This is a genomic window from Blastococcus brunescens, from assembly GCF_035320885.1.
GTDB classification, from domain to species: domain Bacteria; phylum Actinomycetota; class Actinomycetes; order Mycobacteriales; family Geodermatophilaceae; genus Blastococcus_B; species Blastococcus_B brunescens.
On the sequence record NZ_CP141261.1, the window covers coordinates 2,723,250 to 2,741,250 of the forward strand.

Below are 18,001 nucleotides of genomic sequence, written 5' to 3' on the forward strand. Positions count from 1 at the left end.
GCGGTATCGCAGCGAGGTGCGCGGTAGACGGCGCACCTCCCTGCCGCACGGCGCGGACGAATGCACCCGCCCGGCTCAGCGGAACTTGGCGGTGAGGCTGTCCATCGTGCGGTTCACCGAGGCGACCTTGATGTGCGACAGCCCGGCGGGCGCACCGGCCGCGAGCATCGCCTCGTGCGCCGACCGCAGGGTCGCCCACACGACGTCGTCCTCGCCCTCGACGGTCGTCCCGAGCGCACCCACCTCGTAACGGAGGCCGGCGGCCTGGATGACGGCGATGGCCGCCTCCACGTAGGCGTGCGGGTCGCCCGGGGTGCCGGGCGGCGACGGCGCCACCTGGATCTCCGCGATCATCACCGCTGCACCTCGTCCACGGTTTCGGCGACGTGGTCGTCGGCGCGTTCGCCCAGCGTCGCGGCCCACTCGGCGATGCGGCGGGCGACGTCCTGCTCGGTCAGGCCGGCGTCGGCCAGCACCTGGCCGCGGCTGCCGTGGTCGAAGAACTGCTGCGGCAGGCCGACGGCGCGCACCGGCACGTCGCACTCGCGGTCCTGCAGCGCCTGGGTGAGGTCGTGCCCGCTCCCCGGCCCGTCCGCCGTCCTCGACGGTCACGACGAGCCGGTGACCGGCGGCCAGGTTCACGAGCTCCGGCGCCACCGGCAGCACCCAGCGCGGGTCGACCACGGTCACCTCGATGCCCTGGTCGGCGGCCCGCTCGGCCACGGCCAGGCACATCGGCACCATCGACCCGACGGCAACGAGCAGCACGTCCGGGCGATCGCCCCGGCGCAGGACGTCCGCGGGCCCGAACCGCTCCAGGGCGGGGATGTCGACCGGCGGCGGACCCTTGGGGAACCGCACGACCGTCGGGCCGTCAGTGACGGCGACCGATTCGCGCAGCGCCTCCCGCAGGGTCGACTCGTCGCGGGGCGCCGCGAGCCGCATGCCCGGGACCACCGAGAGGATCGACATGTCCCACATGCCGTTGTGCGAGGCGCCGTCGGTGCCGGTGACGCCGGCCCGGTCGAGGACGACGGTCACCGGCTGCCCGTGCAGCGCCACGTCCATCAGCAACTGGTCGAAGGCGCGGTTGAGGAACGTCGAGTAGACGGCGACGACGGGGTGCAGCCCGCCCATCGCCAGACCCGCGGCGGAGGTGAGCGCGTGCTGCTCGGCGATACCCACGTCGAACGTCCGCTCGGGGAAGCGCTCGGCGAAGGCGGCCAGCCCGGTCGGGTGCAGCATCGCCGCGGTGATCGCCACGACGTCGGACCGCTCGGCGCCGATGCGCACCAGCTCGTCGGAGAAGGCCGTCGTCCAGTCACGGGCGGCCACGGTGCTCGCCCCGCTGTCCGGGTCGAAGACCCCTGTCGCGTGCCAGGCGTCGATCTGGTCGGTCTCGGCGGGCGCGTACCCGAACCCCTTGGTGGTGACGGCGTGCACGATGACCGGCCCGCCGAACGAGCGGGCGCGGCGCAGCGCGGACTCCATGACCTCGATGTCGTGGCCGTCGACGGGGCCGACGTACTTCATGCCCAGGTCCTCGAACATGCCCTGGGGTGACAGGACGTCCTTGAGGCCCTTCTTGATGGCGTGCAGCGCGTCGTACAGCGCGGAGCCGACCACGGGCGCGCGGTGCAGCGCCTGGCGCACCTGGAGCAAGGCGTTCTCGTAGCCGGGGCGCAGCCGGAGGGTGGCCAGCGCGTCGGCGACCCCGCCGATCGTCGGCGAGTAGGAGCGGCCGTTGTCGTTCACCACGATGACGACGGGTCGGTCCTGAGCCGCCGCGATGTTGTTCAGCGCCTCCCAGGCCATGCCGCCGGTCAGTGCGCCGTCGCCGATGACGGCGACGACGGGGCGCGTGTCACCGCGGACGGCGAAGGCCTTGGCCAGCCCGTCGGCGTAGGACAGCGACGTCGACGCGTGGCTGTTCTCGACCCAGTCGTGCTCGCTCTCGCTCCGGCTCGGGTACCCCGACAGCCCGCCACGCTGGCGCAGCCGCTCGAAGCCCTCGACCCGGCCGGTGAGCATCTTGTGCACGTACGCCTGGTGACCGGTGTCGAAGACGATCGGCTCGCGCGGGGAGTCGAACACCCGGTGCAGCGCGATCGTCAGCTCGACGCACCCCAGGTTGGGGCCGAGGTGCCCGCCGGTCTTGGCGACGCTGGAGACCAGGGCGTCGCGGATCTCGGCCGCCAGGGTCGGCAGCGCTTCGGACGGCAGGGCGCGCAGATCCTCGGGGCCCTGGAGCGATCGCAGGAGCGGCACGGCTCGACGGTGTCCTCTCGGTCGGCGGCAGCTGGGTCGGCGAAGAAGGAGCAGGCCGCCGGTCAACTGTAACCGCGCTTTCCCTTGAACTTCCGGTCGAGCGAAGCCGCCGGATGCACCTCACACGGGCGCGGTCCTACAGGCGCGGTACCCAGCGTTCGCCCCGCAACGCCCCGGCCACCCCTCGACACCGCGGGCCGCGGCCGCCAGCCGGGCCCCCTCGCGCTCGTAGGCGGTCATCGCCGCCTCGATCGCGTCGGCCGGCAACTGGTCGGCCAGTTCCACCCGCACGGTGCGCCAGCCCCGGCGGGCCGCCTCGAGGCCCGCGGCGACGTGGTCGGCGGCGAACCGGGCGAGCAGCACCGGGTAGCGCCGCAGCACCTCGTGCGCCCGGTAGTCCGGCGGCACCAGGTCGTACAGCCACGCCACCGCCGTGCGCTCCCAGTCGGGGCGCCCGGCGGGCGCACCTCTTCGGGCCAGCCCGGGGGCACGGTGTCGTCCACACACGCATTCTGCCGCATCGATCGAACATTGGTTCGATCCGACTCGTCGGAGCAGGCGGCTCCCGGCTCAGGCGCCGGACTGCCGCTTGAGCCAGAACTGCTCGAAGCCCCAGCTGCCCGCGCCACTGGAGTGGTAGCTCACCAGTTCCCAGCCCTCGGCGCCGAGGCGGTTGAGGACGGAGCTGGTGTCACCCTGCTGGCGTTCGGACTGTCCGCCGGGGAGCTTGATGCTGACACCGGCACGCTCGGACTCGGCGTCGTTGGCGGTGATGACGGAGGCGTATTCCCACGTGGCCACACGCAGACGTTAGCCGGTGGCGCGGGAGGCGCCGTCTCCTGCTCAGCCGCGCACCGGCGCTCTCAGGGGGTGCCGGTGCCCAGGATCGGCTCGAGCGGGTCCAGGGGTCCGCCGGGCCGATCGGAGGGTCGACCGGCAGCTCGAGCGGCAGCGGCAGGCCGGTCACGCAGTCGAGCAGGCCGCCGTCGGGCAGGGTGAGGAGACCGTCGACCACGCAGTCGGTGACCTCCTCCAGCGTGTCGATGACGCTCGCGAACACCTGAGGAAGGCCTGGCTGGGCGGGCTGCACGGTGTCGTCCCCCGGCGTCGAGCCGGCCTCGACGTCCCGGGAGGTGTCGACGGCGGGATCCGGCACGCGCTCGCCGGGCGCTCCGCCGCCACCCGACGGAGCCTCGGGGACCACCGCTGAGGGTCCCCGCACAAGGGGCGGCGGGCCACCGGCTGCGGGGCCGGGGTCCGAGCGCGGCGCGGGCGGCCCCTCCGCCGCCTGCTGCTCGAGCGAGGAGGGAAGTCACCGAGGTACTCCGGCCCCTCGTCGGGCAGGGCGGCGTAGCCGCCGAGCGCGAGGATCGCGGCAGCACCCAGGATCGCGCCGGTCCGGGACATGCAGCGAGGGTACGACGTGTGTGCACCGCGTCACATCAAACGTCAGGGGACGAGCAGGGCCACGCACTCGACGTGATGCGTCATGGGGAAGGCGTCGAAGCCGCGGATGGCCCCGAGCCGGTACCCCGCCTCCCCGAACGCTGCGACGTCCCGGGCCAGGGCCGCCGGATCGCAGGCCACGTAGACCACCGCACGCGCGCCCGTGCCGGCCAGCAGCCGGCTGACCGCCGGCCCGGCCCCGGCCCGCGGCGGGTCCAGGACGACGACGTCGGGGACGCCCAGCTCCTCGAGCAACCCGGTCAGGCCCTCGGCGTCGACGTCGCCCTGCCACACCTCGGCCTGCGGCAGCCCGGCGAGGTTGGCGTCGGCCGCGGCACACGCCCCGGGATCGGACTCCACGCACACGACCCGGCCGGACTCGCCCACCGCCGGAGCGAGGGCACCGCCGAACAGTCCGGCCCCGGCGTAGAGGTCGAGCACCGTCTCCCCGGACGCACGTCGGCGAAGCCGGTCACTGCCGCGACCAGCGCGTCGGCGGCGGCCGGGTGCACCTGCCAGAAGCCGGTGCCCTCGACCTCCCAGTCGCGGCCCCCGGCCCGCCGCTCCGCGCGCTCTCCGGGTTCCTCCGGCAGGTCGCCACCGGGCCGGACCACACGGCTCGAGGTGGGCACGCCCCGCCGGTCCAGCCGCGAGGTGGTCACCGCCCCCGTGGAGTCGACCGAGACGTCGACGGCACCGGCGCCGGGCCACCGGCGGTGCAGCACCGCGGCCGCCGCCGGCTCGACGGTGATCGGGCAGTCGTCCAGGCCGACGACGTCGTGCGACCGGTGCCGCCGCAGCCCCGGTGCACCAGACCGGTCGACGGCGAAGCGGGCGCGGGACCGCCAGCGCAGCGGCCCGCCGGACAGCTCCTCAACCGTCACATCGACGTCGAGACCGGCCAGGCGGGACAGCTGCTCCCGGACGACGGCCGCCTTGAGGTCCCGCTGCGCGGCCGGGTCGACGTGCTGCCAGTCGCAGCCGCCGCACCGCCCGGGGCCGCTGTAGGGGCACGGCCGCTCCACGCGGACGGGCGAGGCCTCGAGCACCGCCACGGCGTCGGCCCGGCAGAAGCCCGGATGGCGGTCCTCCGTCACCCGGGCGACCACGCGCTCGCCCGGGAGGCCGTGCCGCACGAAGACGACCCGTCCCTCGTGCCGGGCCACGCAGTGCCCGCCGTGCGCGACCGGGCCCACGGTCACCTCGAACTCGGTGCCGGTCCACCCCAGCCCCCGGTCGGCCGCGGCCGACCGGGGGCGCGGGCCCGATCCGGGCGGCGCCGGCGGTCGGCGGGGCCCTCAGCCATAGGGGTGCTCTCGACCTCGTCGTCGGTCAGGCCCCTGCGGAGGTCACCGGGCGCGGGGCCGAGCCCCTGCGCGTCGCCGTCGTCGCGGCCGACGGAGCTCTCCAGCTGCCAGGGGACGGTGGTGATCATGACGCCCGGCTGGAACTGCAGGCGGGCCCGCAGCCGCAGGGCGCTCTGGTTGTGCAGCACGTTCTCCCACCAGTGGCCGACGACGTACTGGGGCACGAACACGACCACCAGCTCGCGCGGGCTCTCCCGCCGGATGGCCGTGACGTAGTCGAGCACCGGCCGGGTGATTTCGCGGTACGGCGACTCCACCACGGTGAGCGCGCAGGGGATGTCGTAGCGCTCCCAGTCCGCCTGGAGCGCGCGGGTGTCCTCGTCGTCCACGTTGACCGTCAGCGCGGTCAGCTGGTCCGGCCTGGTGGCCCGGGCGAACGCCAGCGCCCGCAGCGTCGGCTTGTGCACCTTCGACACCAGGACGACGGCGTGCACCTTGCTCGGCAGGGTGCGCGAGTCGGTGTCGGGCACCAACTGCTGCGCCACGTGCGAGTAGTGCTTGCTGATGGCCTTCATCAGCACGATGAGCACCGGCATGGACACCAGCACCAGCCAGGCGCCGTGGGTGAACTTCGTGACGACGATGATCACCAGGACCACCGACGTCAGGGTCCCGCCGACGAAGTTGATCGCCTGCGACCGGCGCATCCGCCGTCGGTCCTGCCCGTCCCCGGTCAGCCCCAGCTCCCGGTTCCAGTGCCGGACCATCCCCCACTGACCGATGGTGAAGCTGGTGAAGACCCCGATGATGTAGAGCTGGATGAGGCGGCTGACCGAGGCGTCGAAGGCGACTATCAGCAGCACCGCAAACCCGGCCAGCAGCAGGATGCCGTTGCTGTAGGCCAGCTTGTCACCGCGGGTGTGCAGCTGCCGGGGCATGAACCGGTCCTGGGCCAGGACCGAGCCCAGCAGCGGGAAGCCGTTGAAGGCGGTGTTGGCCGCGAGGATCAGGATCAGCGCCGTCGCCGTCTGGATGACGTAGAACCCGAGCGACCCGTCGCCGCCGAACACGGCCGCCGCGAGCTGGGCGATGACGGTGCGCTGGGGGTCGGTCTCGCAGTCGCCGGCGAAGCCGACGAGATCGCAGGTGAACTCGGTGTACTTGACGTCGGCCAGCAGGGCCAGGGCCGTGACCCCGGCGAACATCGTCGCGGCGATGCCACCCATGAGGGCGAGGGTGGTGGCGGCGTTCCTGCCCTTCGGCGGCCGGAACGCCGGCACGCCGTTGGCGATCGCCTCGACCCCGGTCAGGGCGGTGCACCCGGAGGCGAAGGCCCGCAGGGCGAGGAGCACCAGCGCCAGACCGGCCAGGTCGGAGTACCCCGGCTCGGGGGTGATCGAGTAGCCGGAGCTCTCGGCCACCAGCCCGCCGGGGGTGAAGAAGTACCGGATGAAACCGGTGACGAGCATGACGAGGATGCCCGAGACGAACAGGTAGGTCGGCAGCGCGAAGGCCCGACCGGACTCGCGGAGCCCGCGCAGGTTCGCGGCGGCGAGCACCGCGACCAGCACGACCGCGATCAGCACGCGGTCGTCGTTGAGCGACGGGAACGCCGAGATGATGTTGTCGGTGCCCGCCGACACCGACACCGCGACGGTCAGCACGTAGTCGACCAGCAGGGCGCTGCCCACCACGAGCCCCGCAGCGGGCCCGTGGTTCTTCATCGCCACCTCGTAGTCGCCCCCACCGGAGGGGTAGGCGCGGACCACCTGGCGGTAGCTGAGCACCACCGTGACCAGGAGCACGACCACGGCCGCGGCCAGCCACGGCGCGAGGTACAGGAACGCGGTGCCGGCGAGCGTCAGGACGATGAGGATCTCCTGCGTGGCGTAGGCCACGGAGGAGAGCGGGTCGCTGGCGAAGATGGGCAGCGCGTAGCGCTTGGGCAGCAGCGACTCGCCCAGGCGGTCGCTGCGCACGGCCCGTCCGAGGACGAGCCGTTTCGGGAGGTGTCCGAGGTCGGACAGGCGTGGCACGGCGGCGATGGTACGGACGCGCGGCACCGGATGCCGCCCGCACGGGGCGCGCCCCGCCCAGGAGGGGATGTCGCCCCTCGCAGCCCCGTCCGGGCCCCCGGCGGGTGTAGCTTCGCGCCCGGTACGCGCGGCGGACGGCGCCCGCGCGACGAGCATCGCGGGAGTACTTCGTGCACGTGGTCGTGATGGGCTGCGGACGCGTCGGCTCCGCCATCGCCCGCCGCCTCGAGGAGGTCGGGCACAGCGTCGCCGTGATCGACCAGGACCCGGCCGCGTTCCGGCGTCTCGGGCCGGAGTTCGCCGGCCGGCAGGTCACCGGCCTCGGCTTCGACCGGCAGACGCTGCTGGACGCCGGGGTGGACTCCGCCGGCGCCTTCGCCGCGGTCAGCAGCGGCGACAACTCCAACATCATCAGCGCGCGCGTGGCCCGCGAGACCTTCGGCGTCCAGCACGTCGTCGCCCGGATCTACGACTCCAAGCGGGCCGAGGTCTACGAGCGGATGGGCATCCCCAGCGTGGCGACCGTCCCGTGGACGGTGAACCGCCTGCTGCGGGAACTGCTCTCGGTCAAGGTGAGCGAGCTCTGGCGCGAGCCCACCGGCAACATCTCGCTGATGCGGATCACCGTCACCGAGGGCTGGGTCGGCCGGAAGCTCGCCGACCTCGAGGCCGCCTCGGGCGCCCGGGCCGCCTGGCTCGTGCGCTTCGGCGAGGCCCAGCTGCCCACGTACGGCACGGTCCTGCAGGACGGCGACCAGCTCGTCGTCGCCGTCACCGACGACCTCACCGCCCGGGTGCACGAGGTCGTCGAGCGGGCCCCGAGGGTGGGCAGCACTGATGCGGGTCGCCATCGTGGGCGCCGGCGCCGTCGGCCGGTCGATCGCCGGGGAGCTGCTCGGCAACGGGCACACCGTCATGCTCATCGAGAAGGACGGGCGCAAGGTGCGCACCCGCTCGGTCCCGGGCGCGGAGTGGGTGCAGGCCGACGCGTGCGAGGTCTCCTCCCTGGAGGAGGCGCAGCTGGCCACCTGCGACGTCGTCGTCGCCGCGACCGGCGACGACAAGGCCAACCTGGTCGTGTCGCTGCTGGCGAAGACCGAGTTCGCGGTGAACCGCGTCGTCGCGCGGGTGAAGGACCCCGCAACGAGTGGCTCTACACCGAGGCCTGGGGCGTCGACGTCGCGGTCTCCACCCCGCGCGTGCTCGCGGCTCTCGTCGAGGAGGCGGTCACCGTCGGCGACGTCGTCCGGCTGATGAGCTTCCGCAAGGGCGCGGCCAACCTGGTCGAGATCACGCTGGCCGAGGACACCCCGTGGGTGGGCAAGCCGCTGCGCGACGTCCCGCTCCCGCGGGAGACCGTGCTGACCGCGATCCTGCGCGGCGAACGGGTGATCACGCCGTCCCCCGACGAGCCGCTGGAGGCCGGGGACGAGCTGCTGTTCGTCACCCACGCGGAGGTCGAGGACCAGCTCAAGGCCGTGCTGGCCCCTGACACCGGAGCCGGCCCCGCTAGGCCGCGGGACCACCGGCGTCCGCGCTGCGGTGGCGGTGCAGGCGGGACACCACCCACAGGGTGACGACGACCTCGGCCGCGGTCACCGGCAGGCCGAGGATCAGGAGACCACACCGAGGTCGGTGGCGTCGGTGTTCTCGCTGCCCAGGTACAGGTAGCCCTGCACCGCGGCCCGGACGAGGAACACCACGGCCCAGAGCACCGTCAGCCAGCCGTAGGCCCGGAGCAGCCGCGGGTCCTCGCGCCAGGGCTGCTCGGGCGCCGGGTCCGGCCTGGCGCGGCCGGTCTCCGGGTCGCGCTCGGTCGGGTCGAGGACGGCACGGGCGCGGCCCACCCGGCCGCGGAAGCCGGGCACCGGGTGCCGGTGCGAGGCCATGGCGCCGAGGTGGCTCGGGGCGAGGAACTCCGCGATCACGCCGACCAGCGGACGGCGGATGACGACCGAGCCCAGCAGGACCACGGCGAGGCCGGCGTTGCGGATGATGCCGGGGACGTAGAAGTCACGGGCCTGCCCGGTGAACGCGGCGATGGCGACCGCGATGCCGACGGCGAAGAGCCCGCTGATCGCCTGCTGCACGCTCTCGCGGCGCAGCAGCCGGAGGAGGAACACCAGCAGCGCCGCGCCGAGCGCCGCCCAGATCCCCGTCCTTAGGCCGTCGAGGGAGTTGGCGACGATGAAGGCGATCGTCGGGAGGGTGGCGTCGACCATGCCCCGCCAGCCGCCCAGCTGGTCCAGCACCATGTGCCGGTCGAACACCAGGGGCGCATCCGCCCGGTCCTCGGCCGGATCGGCGGGGGTGCGGGCGGATCGGCCCGGTCCTCTGGTGCGCTCATCGCCGTCTCCCCGTGCGCCTGTCGCCGGGATCTCTGCCCGGGCTCAAGTCCACGACGTCGGCCCGGTCAGCCGGCGCCCAGCTCGTACCAGGGGTTGTAGATGACCCGCCTGCCGTCGAAGGCGGCGAACCGGCCGCGCGCGGTGAGCGTGCGCCCGGGCTCGATGCCCGGGATCCGCCGCCGTCCCAGCCAGACCAGCGTGACCGAGCCCGACCCGTCGAACAGCTCCGCCTCCAGCGTGGGAACGGTCTCCCGCGGCGTGTAGACGACGGACTTGAGGCGGCCGGTCACCGTGACGACGGCGCCCTTCTGGCAGGACCCCAGGGGCTCGCAGCCGGCGCTGGCCGACTCGGCCCGCAGCTCCTGCGCATCGATGGCCTGGTCGTCGGCCGCGAGCCGCTGCAGCGTCCGGGACAGCCAGCCGGGCGATCGGGTCTCCGTCACGGACCAAGCGTACGGCGCACGCCGGCGCTGCAGCGGCGACGTCCCGCGAGGCCTGCCACGAGCGGATCAGCCGGCCGGCGGCGGTGCCGTCGGAGGTTGGCCGGCGGGCGTCCCGCCCGCCGCCTGCTGCTGCCGGGCGAGCTGAGCGGCCGCCTCGGCCGGCAGCGCCAGCGGCAGCTGCTCGCGGACGGGCATCGGCTCCGTCCCCGGACGACGACGATGTCGCGGAACACCGACTCGAGCACCGCGGCGTTCTCCGCGCTCTCCGCGGCGGGCCCCGTGATGAGTCCGCGGAGGAACCAGCGCGGGCCGTCGACCCCGAGGAAGCGCGCCGCCCGGCGCACCGGCTGGGCGGGGGCCTGCTGGCCCGGCTGCGCGGGCGGGACCGTGACGATGGTGCCCACGAGCTCCGGGCCGAACGGGCCCTCGACCTCCCGCAGCGACCCCCTGCCCGGAGGCGCTCTTCGCCAGGTCCTCGCGCACGCTCTCCCAGATGCCGCCGGCCCGGGGCGCGGCGAACGCCGACACCTGCAGCAACGACTCCCCGGAGCGCAGCGTCGCGCCGATCACCTTCTGCTGCTGGTTGAGCTCCACCCGCAGGTCGGTGCCGGGGAGGCCGGGCAGCCTGATGGAGCCCAGGTCGATGCGGGGCACGCGGTCGTCGGGGGCGTCCGCCGAGTCCCAGGGACCGCTCGTCTCCTCCACCTCGCGCTCGCGGTGCTGCGGCTCCGGGGCACCCCGCGCTCGCGCAGGCTGCGCTCGATCCGGTTGCGCCGTCGTCCGAACGGCATGTCAGCCCCGCCCTTCCTGAGTCGCGACGGCTCCGTCGCCGGCCACTGCTGGTAGCGCGCCGCCGGCCGCCGCGTGCCCACCGGTGGAACCGTGCCCGCCGCTGCCCCGCTCGCTCGCGGCCAGCTCGTCGACCGGCAGGAAGCGCGCCCGCACCACCGGCTGGACGACGAGCTGGGCGATGCGGTCACCGCGCCGCAGCCGGATCGGCGTCGTGGGGTCCAGGTTGACCAGGTTGACCTTGATCTCCCCGCGGTAGCCGGCGTCGATCGTGCCCGGCGCGTTGACCAGGCTGAGACCGAGCCGGTGGGCCAGACCCGAGCGTGGATGCACGAAGCCCGCGTACCCCTCGGGGATGGCGACGGCGACCCCCGTGCCGACGAGCGCCCGCTCGAACGGGGCCAGCTCGACGTCCTCGGCCGCCGACAGGTCCGCACCCGCGTCACCGGGGAGGGCGTACTGCGGCGCGAGGTCCGGCGAGGAGGTCAGCCGGACCGGGACGTCGATCGTCGGAGGGGTCGGCTCGGGCACGTCGCGACCCTATAAGGGACCCGGCCACGGGGTTCAGGTCAGCGGTCGCGTGGCGCGCAGCTCGGCCTGCACCTGCTCGGCCAGCTTCTCGGTGGCCCGGCGGTTGCCGCGGCCGGCGATCGCGGCGCCGATCAGGAACGGCGCAGCGGTCGGCACCGCCCCGGCCAGCCGGCGGGTGACCCGCCGCTGGAGCGCACGCATCCCGGCCGCGCTCAGGAGCGTGCCCAGGCCCGCGGTACCGACCCCGTCGACGGGCCGCTGCCCCGACCAGACCGCCAGGTAGGCGGCGGCGCGCGCCCTGGCGTCGCCCGGGGCGGGGCGGCCGTACAGCTCGTGCAGCTCCCCGATGAGGACGACCTCGACGCCCGCGACCAGCACGGTCTCGGCCCCGAGCTCCAGGGGCAGCGCGAGCAGCGACGGCGGCGCGAACCAGTGTGCGGCGGTGATCCCGCCGGTCGCGGCACCGATCGTCGACGTGAGGCGGGCCGCCCGGGCGACGAGCGCGTCGGCGATCTCCCGGTCGGAGGCCCCCGGGTGCGCCTCGCGGAGCCGTGCGGCGTCCCGGACGGGCAGCCGGGGCGCCGCGGCGGAGAGGAGGTCGCCGAGGAGCGCCCCGGCGACCGGGTCTCCGCCGACGGGTCGACCCGGGGACCGGCGGGGCCGGCCGCCGGCGTGCCGGTCTCCCGGCCGGGACCGAACGCCGCCCCCACGGCGCCGGCGACCGCTCCGACGACGTCCCGGAGCCCGCCGGCGGTCGATCGCGGCTGGTCCCCGGCCGGCCCGTCGGGACGCGCCGTGCCCGGGCCGACGAGCCCGGCGACGGCCTCTGCGACCAGCCGGGCCGCCCGCCCGAGCCCGGGCTCCTCCGGGGCCGGCTCGGGCGTCCTCACCGGGCGTGGCGGCGGGACGTCCCGCGGCGCACCGGTCCGGGCGTCGCTCCCGGTCATCGGTCCCCTCCGTCAGCGTGCTGTCGCACACCCGCCCCGTGGGGGCAGGGTGGGCGTTCAGGCGCAGTCGCGGCAGAACAGCTGGTCGCCGCGGGTGGAGGCCAGCCGGCTGCGGTGCTGCACCAGGAAGCAGCGCGAGCAGGTGAACTCGTCCTCCTGCTTGGGCAGGACGCGGACGGTCAGCTCCTCGCCGGAGAGGTCGGCGCCCGGGAGCTCCAGGTTCTCGTTGAAATCGGTCTCGTCGACGTCGACCGACGCGGACTGCGCCTCGGCCCGTCGTGCCTTGAGCTCCTCGAGCGAGTCCTCACCCAGCTCGTCGGCCTCGTTGCGGCGCGGGGCGTCGTAGTCGGTGGCCATGGGGTGCCCCTCCCTGGGGTTCCTGCGGGTGTCGGCCCGCTCGTGCTGACGACGACGCGGGGTGTGCGCCGTCGTCCTGGCCGGCCGCGGTGGCGACCGGTGGATCGTGGACCGGCAGCCGTTTCTGGGCTGCCGGTGCCGGATGGTGCCCCGGACGGGTCCGGTGCCGGCTCCCGCGGTGCGGGGGCGAGCGGTGTCCCGTCCGGGCCGGGCCCCCGCCTGCCGTCCGGGGACGGCGAGCGGGAAGGTCCGGCCAGCCCCCAACGCGGCGCGGGCCCGGTTTGTGCCCGTCCCCGGAAACGAGTTCCGAGCGGGCCCCCGGGTCGCGGAGCGCCAGAGGTTACCCTGCCGCCGTGTCGACTCCCGTGGGTGCTGATCCAGCTGTCGTCGGGCCGTACCTGGCCTCCGCCCTGAACGACGAGCGGTGGGGCTCGGTGGACGTCGAGCTCATCGCCGCGGGCATGTCGAACCTCACCTACGTCGTCACGCCGCGGGGCGGCAGCACGGGGCGCGACGATGACGCCGCGGTGATCCTGCGGCGCCCGCCCACGGGGGCGGTGCTGGCCACCGCGCACGACATGGCCCGCGAGCACCGGGTCATCTCCGCGCTCGGTCCGACCGACGTCCCGGTCCCCGCACGCTGCACCTCTGCACCGACGAGTCGGTCCTCGGTGCGCCGTTCTACGTGATGGAGCGGGTCGTCGGCATCCACGTCGTCCGGGAGTTCCCCGCCGGCTACGCCGACGAGCCGGCCCAGCGCCGCGCCGTCGGCGAACGCCTCGTCGACGTGCTGGCCGACCTGCACTCGGTGGACCACGAGGCCGTCGGGCTGGCCGACTTCGGCCGACCGGAAGGGTTCGCCGCCCGGCAGGTGCGCCGGTGGACCAAGCAGTGGGACGCCACCCGCGACCAGGACCGCCCGAACCTCGACGCCCTGGCTGCGCGGCTGGCCGAGACCGTCCCGACCACGCAGCGGTCGAGCATCGTGCACGGGGACTACCGGCTGGACAACTGCCTGCTGGACCCGGACGAGCCGGGCCGGATCAGGGCCGTCCTGGACTGGGAGATGTCGACGCTGGGCGACCCGCTGACCGACATCGGGATGATGTTCGTCTACTGGCCCCAGGCGGGCGAGGAGCGCGCCTCGACGATGAGCCCGGTGACCACGCTGCCCGGCTTCCCCACCCGCGCCGAGGTCGCCGAGCGCTACGCCCGGCGCACGGGCGCCGACCTGGCCGACCTCAACTGGTACGTCGGGTTCGCCTTCTTCAAGTTCGCCGCGATCATCGCCGGCATCGTCGCCCGGTCGGCGGCCGGCGCGATGGCGGGCAAGGACACCAGTGGTTACGCCGCCCGCATCGATCCCTGCGTCGAACTGGGACGCGCCGCACTCGAAGATGGTGCGATCTAGGGGCTGCTCCCGGCCCTAAGCTCCCCTCGACGCCCACCTCCGGGGCGCCGTCCGGCCGGGCCCGTCGTGGGGTCAGCTGCCGGGGGCGACCACCGGGTCCTGCCGAGGAGAGACGTGACACTGCGGACCGAACGCCCGCCGGTGCGGCCCCGCAGCGGCCGCCGTCCGCTGCCGCCGCTGATCTTCCTGCTGGTGCTCGCCCTCGCCGCGCTCGGCGTGTGGTGGAACGTGCTGCGCACCGAGAAGCAGGAGGCCGCCGAGCAGGCGGCCGCCTGCGAGTCGGTGGCCGAGGTGGCGCCGCCGACGGAGCTGGAGCCCGGCGACATCACCCTGCGGGTGTTCAACGCCACGTCCACGGCCGGTCTCGCGCAGACCGTGGCCACCGCCCTCGGCGAGCGCGGCTTCATCATCGACGAGGTCGCCAACGACACCAGCGAGCGCGAGGTCACCGGGGTCGGCGAGCTCCGGTACGGGGCGCGCGGGGCCGATGCCGCGCGGTACGTGCGCCTGTTCCTCCCCGAGGCCGGTGACTACCAGGACGTCCGGGCGGACGCTCGCGTCGACGTCGTCGTCGGGCCGGACTTCACCACGCTGGCGTCCGCCGAGGAGGTCGCCGCGGCGCTCGCCCCGCCGACCGGCGCCGCCGCCGAGTGCTGACCGGCTGATCCGCCGATCAGCCGGGGTGCAGCTCCTCCAGCAGCTCCAGGAACGGGCCGGAGATCGACGACGCCACGGCCACGGCCATCGGCTCCGCGAACGGCCGACCGCCCAGCCCGGCGACTACGAGCCCGGCTTCGGCCGCCACCAGGGCACCGGCCGCGTGGTCCCAGGGCTTGAGGTCCAGTTCGTAGTAGGCGTCGACGCGACCGGCGGCGACGGCACACAGCTCCAGCGCCGCGCTGCCGTGCCGGCGGATGTCCCGCACCCGCGGGAGCAGCTCGGCGACGACCGCGCCCTGCCTGCGTCGCTGCTCGGCCCGGTAGCCGAACCCGGTGGCGACGAGCGTCTGCTCCAGCGAGAACGGCCGGCTGCCGGCCAGGCGCTCCGGCTCCGGCCGGGCCGGTGCGGACAGGAAGGCCCCGCCACCGGAGGTGGCCGTGAAGACCTCGCCGGTCGCGACGTTGAGCACGACCCCGGCCCGCACGACACCGTCGACCTCCGCGGCGATGGACACGGCGTAGGCCGGCAGGTCGTAGAGGAAGTTCACCGTGCCGTCGATGGGGTCCACCACCCAGCGCACGCCGCTGGTCCCGGCCCGGTCCGCCCCTCCTCCCCCAGCAGCCCGTCGCCGGGACGGGCGGCCAGGAGCCGGGAGCTGACGAGCTCCTCGCTGGCCCGGTCCACCTCGGTGACGACGTCCACCGGGCTGAACTTGACGTCGACCTCGTCGGCGGCCGAGGCCCTGCCCCGCGCGACGAGCGTCGCGGCCTCCCGGGCGACGTCGACGGCGAGGGCGAGCAGCCGGCCGGGATCAGGCGCGGGATCGCTCACCCGGCTGATCCTGCCGCAGCGCGCACCCCCGGCCCTCGCTGGGGCCCGTACGGCCCCGTCCGGAGGCTCGCCCGAGCGTGCGAGGGGGAGGGGACGGGGTCCTTCTCCAGTTGGGGGCGAGGGGTCCTTTCACTACCCTGTCGACGTGCAGGGCTTCGGAGTGGACATCGGCGGCAGCGGCATCAAGGGGTGCCTGGTCGACCTGGACCAGGGCAAGCTGATCGGCGAGCGGCTCCGGATAGAGACGCCGCAGCCGTCGCTGCCCGAGCCCGTGTACGGCGTGGTGGCCCAGATCGTCGCCCATTTCGGCTGGACCGGGCGCATCGGGGTCACCTTCCCCGGGGTGATGAAGCACGGCGTCGCCCACACCGCGGCCAACGTCGACAAGAGCTGGATCGGCACCGACGTCGACGCGGGGCTCGATGCCCTGATCCCGGGGACGGTGGAGACGCTCAACGACGCCGACGCGGCCGGGATCGCCGAGATGCGCTACGGCGCCGGGCGCGACAAGCGCGGCGTGGTCCTCATGCTGACCTTCGGCACCGGGATCGGCAGCGCGCTGTTCGTCGACGGTCACCTGGTCCCCAACACCGAGTTCGGCCACATCCAGGTCGACGGCGAGGACGGGGAGCGCCGCGCCTCCGCCGCCGCGCGGGAGCGCGAGGAACTGAGCTACCCGGAGTGGGCCCAGCGGGTCGACCGGTACCTGGACGTGCTCGAGGCGGGGGTCTGGCCCGACCTGATCATCGTGGGCGGGGGCGTGAGCAAGAAGGCCCACAAGTGGGTGCCGCTGCTCTCCACCCGGACGCCGGTGGTCCCGGCGGAACTGCAGAACGACGCCGGCATCGTCGGTGCCGCCCTCGCCGCGCAGGAACGAACCGACCGCTGACAGCCGGGCCGGGCGCCGGAGCGGGTGAGGCGGGAGGGGTCCCAGTGGTCAGGGGCTTCAGTGATCGAGCGTGACGACCGATGCACCAAGAAGAGTGAGAACCGCCCCGGAACTCATCGGTTCTCCCCGTCGGAGCGAGGCTGCGGGATCGGAGACGGTGGAGAAGCCCGGACACGTCGTTACAATGAGAGCGCCCCACCCCGTCGCCCTCCAGCCGGGAGGGATCCCCTGCCCGTCCAGCGGCCAAACGCCGCGCCGGTCTGCCGGGACCTCTGCCGCTGAACAGGTGCGAGGACCGGAGCCGCTGCCCAGGGACCAGAAGGCCCCCGGGGAACGAACCCAGCACGGGAAGGAACCTGAGTGCCCGCCGACAAGCCAGCACCGGAAGCAGCCGAAGCGAGCACCACGAAGCGCGTGAGGGCAGCGACCGGTACCCCGGCTCCCCGGACCAGTGCCGCGGCAGCCAAGACGGCGAAGACGGTGACGGCCACCGCGGAGCCGGGCGCGAAGCCCGCTGCCCGGAAGAAGGCGCCGGCAAAGTCCACCGCCAAGGGCAAGCCCGCCGTCGTCCCGTCCCCCGGCGCCGGTGAGGGCGCCGTGCTGACGGCCGTGGCCACGGACGGGTCCGCCGTCGCCGTGGTCGATGCCGGCACCGAAGGTCTCAAGCTCGACGAGACGGTCGTGACCGGCAAGGACGGCGTCGAGGTCGCCGCCGTCGAGGAGGAGACCCCCGAGGCCGAGGCCGGTTTCGAGTGGGACGACGAGGAGGAGTCCGAGGCGCTCCGCCAGGCCCGCAAGGACGCCGAGCTCACCGCCTCGGCCGACTCCGTCCGCGCCTACCTCAAGCAGATCGGCAAGGTGGCGCTGCTCAACGCCGAGGAGGAGGTCGACCTCGCCAAGCGGATCGAGGCCGGGCTCTACGGCTCCGAGCGGCTGCGCCAGGTCGAGGAGGAGGGCCAGAAGATCTCGCCGCAGATGCGCCGGGACCTCAACTGGATCGTCCGCGACGGCGAGCGCGCCAAGAACCACCTGCTCGAGGCCAACCTCCGCCTGGTGGTCTCCCTGGCCAAGCGCTACACCGGCCGCGGCATGGCGTTCCTGGACCTGATCCAGGAGGGCAACCTCGGCCTGATCCGCGCGGTCGAGAAGTTCGACTACACCAAGGGCTACAAGTTCTCGACCTACGCCACGTGGTGGATCCGCCAGGCCATCACCCGCGCCATGGCCGACCAGGCCCGCACCATCCGCATCCCGGTGCACATGGTCGAGGTCATCAACAAGCTCGGCCGCATCCAGCGGGAGCTGCTCCAGGACCTGGGCCGCGAGCCCACGCCGGAGGAGCTCGCCAAGGAGATGGACATCACCCCGGACAAGGTGCTGGAGATCCAGCAGTACGCCCGGGAGCCGATCAGTCTCGACCAGACCATCGGCGACGAGGGCGACAGCCAGCTCGGTGACTTCATCGAGGACTCCGAAGCCGTGGTGGCCGTGGATGCGGTGAGCTTCACGCTCATGCAGGACCAGCTGACCAGCGTGCTGCAGACCCTCTCCGAGCGGGAGGCCGGCGTCGTCCGCCTGCGCTTCGGTCTCACTGACGGCCAGCCGCGCACCCTGGACGAGATCGGACAGGTCTACGGGGTCACCCGTGAGCGGATCCGCCAGATCGAGTCCAAGACGATGAGCAAGCTGCGCCACCCGAGCCGCTCCCAGGTCCTGCGCGACTACCTGGACTGAGCGA

16 protein-coding genes and 5 pseudogenes are annotated in these 18,001 nt (G+C 74.1%); 7 read left to right on the top strand and 14 right to left on the bottom strand.

Going from position 1 to position 18,001, the window contains the following annotated elements; translation table 11 throughout:
• Positions 1-75: 75 nt before the first annotated feature.
• From dxs to U6N30_RS18175, 7 genes are all read right to left on the bottom strand, one after another.
• The gene (gene dxs, locus U6N30_RS18145; protein WP_324273358.1) at positions 76-2,268 is read right to left on the bottom strand and encodes a 1-deoxy-D-xylulose-5-phosphate synthase; all 2,193 of its coding nucleotides are present in this window, start codon (positions 2,266-2,268) and stop codon (positions 76-78) included.
• Between the two features lie 120 nt (positions 2,269-2,388).
• Positions 2,389-2,697, bottom strand: coding sequence for a hypothetical protein (locus U6N30_RS18150; RefSeq protein WP_324273359.1), 309 nt, complete (start codon positions 2,695-2,697; stop codon positions 2,389-2,391).
• 141 nt (positions 2,698-2,838) lie between these two features.
• Complete coding sequence (locus U6N30_RS18155) at positions 2,839-3,069, bottom strand: DUF4177 domain-containing protein (RefSeq protein ID WP_324273360.1); 231 nt, start codon at positions 3,067-3,069, stop codon at positions 2,839-2,841.
• Between the two features lie 162 nt (positions 3,070-3,231).
• Entirely contained in the window at positions 3,232-3,675 is a 444-nt protein-coding gene (locus U6N30_RS18160) for a hypothetical protein (RefSeq protein WP_324273361.1), read from the bottom strand.
• Between the two features lie 42 nt (positions 3,676-3,717).
• A complete protein-coding gene (locus tag U6N30_RS18165; protein ID WP_324273362.1) occupies positions 3,718-4,008 on the bottom strand; it encodes a class I SAM-dependent RNA methyltransferase in 291 nt (96 codons plus the stop codon).
• On the bottom strand, positions 3,975-4,916 hold the full coding sequence (locus U6N30_RS18170) for a class I SAM-dependent RNA methyltransferase (protein ID WP_324273363.1): 942 nt from the start codon (positions 4,914-4,916) through the stop codon (positions 3,975-3,977). Before U6N30_RS18170 ends, U6N30_RS18165 begins: the two co-directional genes overlap by 34 nt.
• Positions 4,913-7,000, bottom strand: a complete 2,088-nt coding sequence (locus U6N30_RS18175) for an APC family permease (RefSeq protein WP_324273364.1) — start codon at positions 6,998-7,000, stop codon at positions 4,913-4,915. Before U6N30_RS18175 ends, U6N30_RS18170 begins: the two co-directional genes overlap by 4 nt.
• 242 nt (positions 7,001-7,242) lie before the next feature.
• Between U6N30_RS18175 and U6N30_RS18180 the strand changes: the two are divergent.
• The 3 genes and pseudogenes from U6N30_RS18180 to U6N30_RS35560 all read left to right on the top strand — a co-directional run.
• Positions 7,243-7,797 (top strand): annotated as a pseudogene (locus U6N30_RS18180) (potassium channel family protein); the annotation flags it as partial.
• Positions 7,798-7,894: 97 nt separating this feature from the next.
• Positions 7,895-8,311: a potassium channel family protein gene (locus U6N30_RS35555; RefSeq protein WP_479690620.1), complete on the top strand. Its 417-nt coding sequence runs from the start codon at positions 7,895-7,897 to the stop codon at positions 8,309-8,311.
• An 86-nt stretch (positions 8,312-8,397) separates the two neighbouring features.
• Positions 8,398-8,634: pseudogene (locus U6N30_RS35560) on the top strand (TrkA C-terminal domain-containing protein); the annotation flags it as partial.
• A 36-nt stretch (positions 8,635-8,670) separates the two neighbouring features.
• Here U6N30_RS35560 and U6N30_RS18190 read toward each other — a convergent pair.
• From U6N30_RS18190 to U6N30_RS18220, 6 genes and pseudogenes are all read right to left on the bottom strand, one after another.
• On the bottom strand, positions 8,671-9,327 hold the full coding sequence (locus U6N30_RS18190) for a DUF3159 domain-containing protein (RefSeq protein WP_324273365.1): 657 nt from the start codon (positions 9,325-9,327) through the stop codon (positions 8,671-8,673).
• 143 nt (positions 9,328-9,470) lie between these two features.
• Positions 9,471-9,848: an OB-fold nucleic acid binding domain-containing protein gene (locus U6N30_RS18195; protein ID WP_324273366.1), complete on the bottom strand. Its 378-nt coding sequence runs from the start codon at positions 9,846-9,848 to the stop codon at positions 9,471-9,473.
• Positions 9,845-10,553: pseudogene (locus tag U6N30_RS34130) on the bottom strand (DUF3710 domain-containing protein). Before U6N30_RS34130 ends, U6N30_RS18195 begins: the two are co-directional and overlap by 4 nt.
• Positions 10,554-10,640: 87 nt before the next feature.
• Positions 10,641-11,168 (bottom strand): dUTP diphosphatase, encoded by a 528-nt coding sequence (gene dut / locus U6N30_RS18210; RefSeq protein WP_324273367.1) that lies wholly within the window; start codon positions 11,166-11,168, stop codon positions 10,641-10,643.
• Between the two features lie 33 nt (positions 11,169-11,201).
• Positions 11,202-12,146, bottom strand: coding sequence for a hypothetical protein (locus tag U6N30_RS18215; RefSeq protein WP_324273368.1), 945 nt, complete (start codon positions 12,144-12,146; stop codon positions 11,202-11,204).
• A gap of 26 nt (positions 12,147-12,172) precedes the next feature.
• Positions 12,173-12,472, bottom strand: coding sequence for a DUF4193 domain-containing protein (locus tag U6N30_RS18220; protein WP_026855473.1), 300 nt, complete (start codon positions 12,470-12,472; stop codon positions 12,173-12,175).
• Positions 12,473-12,933: 461 nt separating this feature from the next.
• Between U6N30_RS18220 and U6N30_RS18225 the strand changes: the two are divergent.
• Both U6N30_RS18225 and U6N30_RS18230 read left to right on the top strand, forming a co-directional pair.
• Positions 12,934-13,883, top strand: a pseudogene (locus tag U6N30_RS18225) (phosphotransferase family protein).
• 114 nt (positions 13,884-13,997) lie between these two features.
• Positions 13,998-14,540 carry a LytR C-terminal domain-containing protein gene (locus U6N30_RS18230; protein ID WP_324273369.1) on the top strand — a complete coding sequence of 181 codons (543 nt, stop codon included), beginning with the start codon at positions 13,998-14,000 and terminating at the stop codon, positions 14,538-14,540.
• A gap of 16 nt (positions 14,541-14,556) precedes the next feature.
• Here U6N30_RS18230 and U6N30_RS18235 read toward each other — a convergent pair.
• A pseudogene (locus tag U6N30_RS18235) lies at positions 14,557-15,374 on the bottom strand (inositol monophosphatase family protein).
• Positions 15,375-15,519: 145 nt separating this feature from the next.
• Here U6N30_RS18235 and ppgK point away from each other — a divergent pair.
• Entirely contained in the window at positions 15,520-16,263 is a 744-nt protein-coding gene (ppgK, locus tag U6N30_RS18240) for a polyphosphate--glucose phosphotransferase (protein ID WP_324273370.1), read from the top strand.
• A 360-nt stretch (positions 16,264-16,623) separates the two neighbouring features.
• Positions 16,624-17,997 (top strand): RNA polymerase sigma factor, encoded by a 1,374-nt coding sequence (locus tag U6N30_RS18245; RefSeq protein WP_324273371.1) that lies wholly within the window; start codon positions 16,624-16,626, stop codon positions 17,995-17,997.
• The last annotated feature ends 4 nt before the right edge of the window (positions 17,998-18,001 follow it).

What these genes read in the sequence shown, in the direction of transcription:
- U6N30_RS18160 (WP_324273361.1), bottom strand. Translation starts at nt 3,675, where the DNA reads ATGTCCCGGACCGGCGCGATCCTGGGTGCTGCCGCGATCCTCGCGCTC.
- U6N30_RS18220 (WP_026855473.1), bottom strand. Translation starts at nt 12,472, where the DNA reads ATGGCCACCGACTACGACGCCCCGCGCCGCAACGAGGCCGACGAGCTG.
- U6N30_RS35555 (WP_479690620.1), top strand. Translation starts at nt 7,895, where the DNA reads ATGCGGGTCGCCATCGTGGGCGCCGGCGCCGTCGGCCGGTCGATCGCC.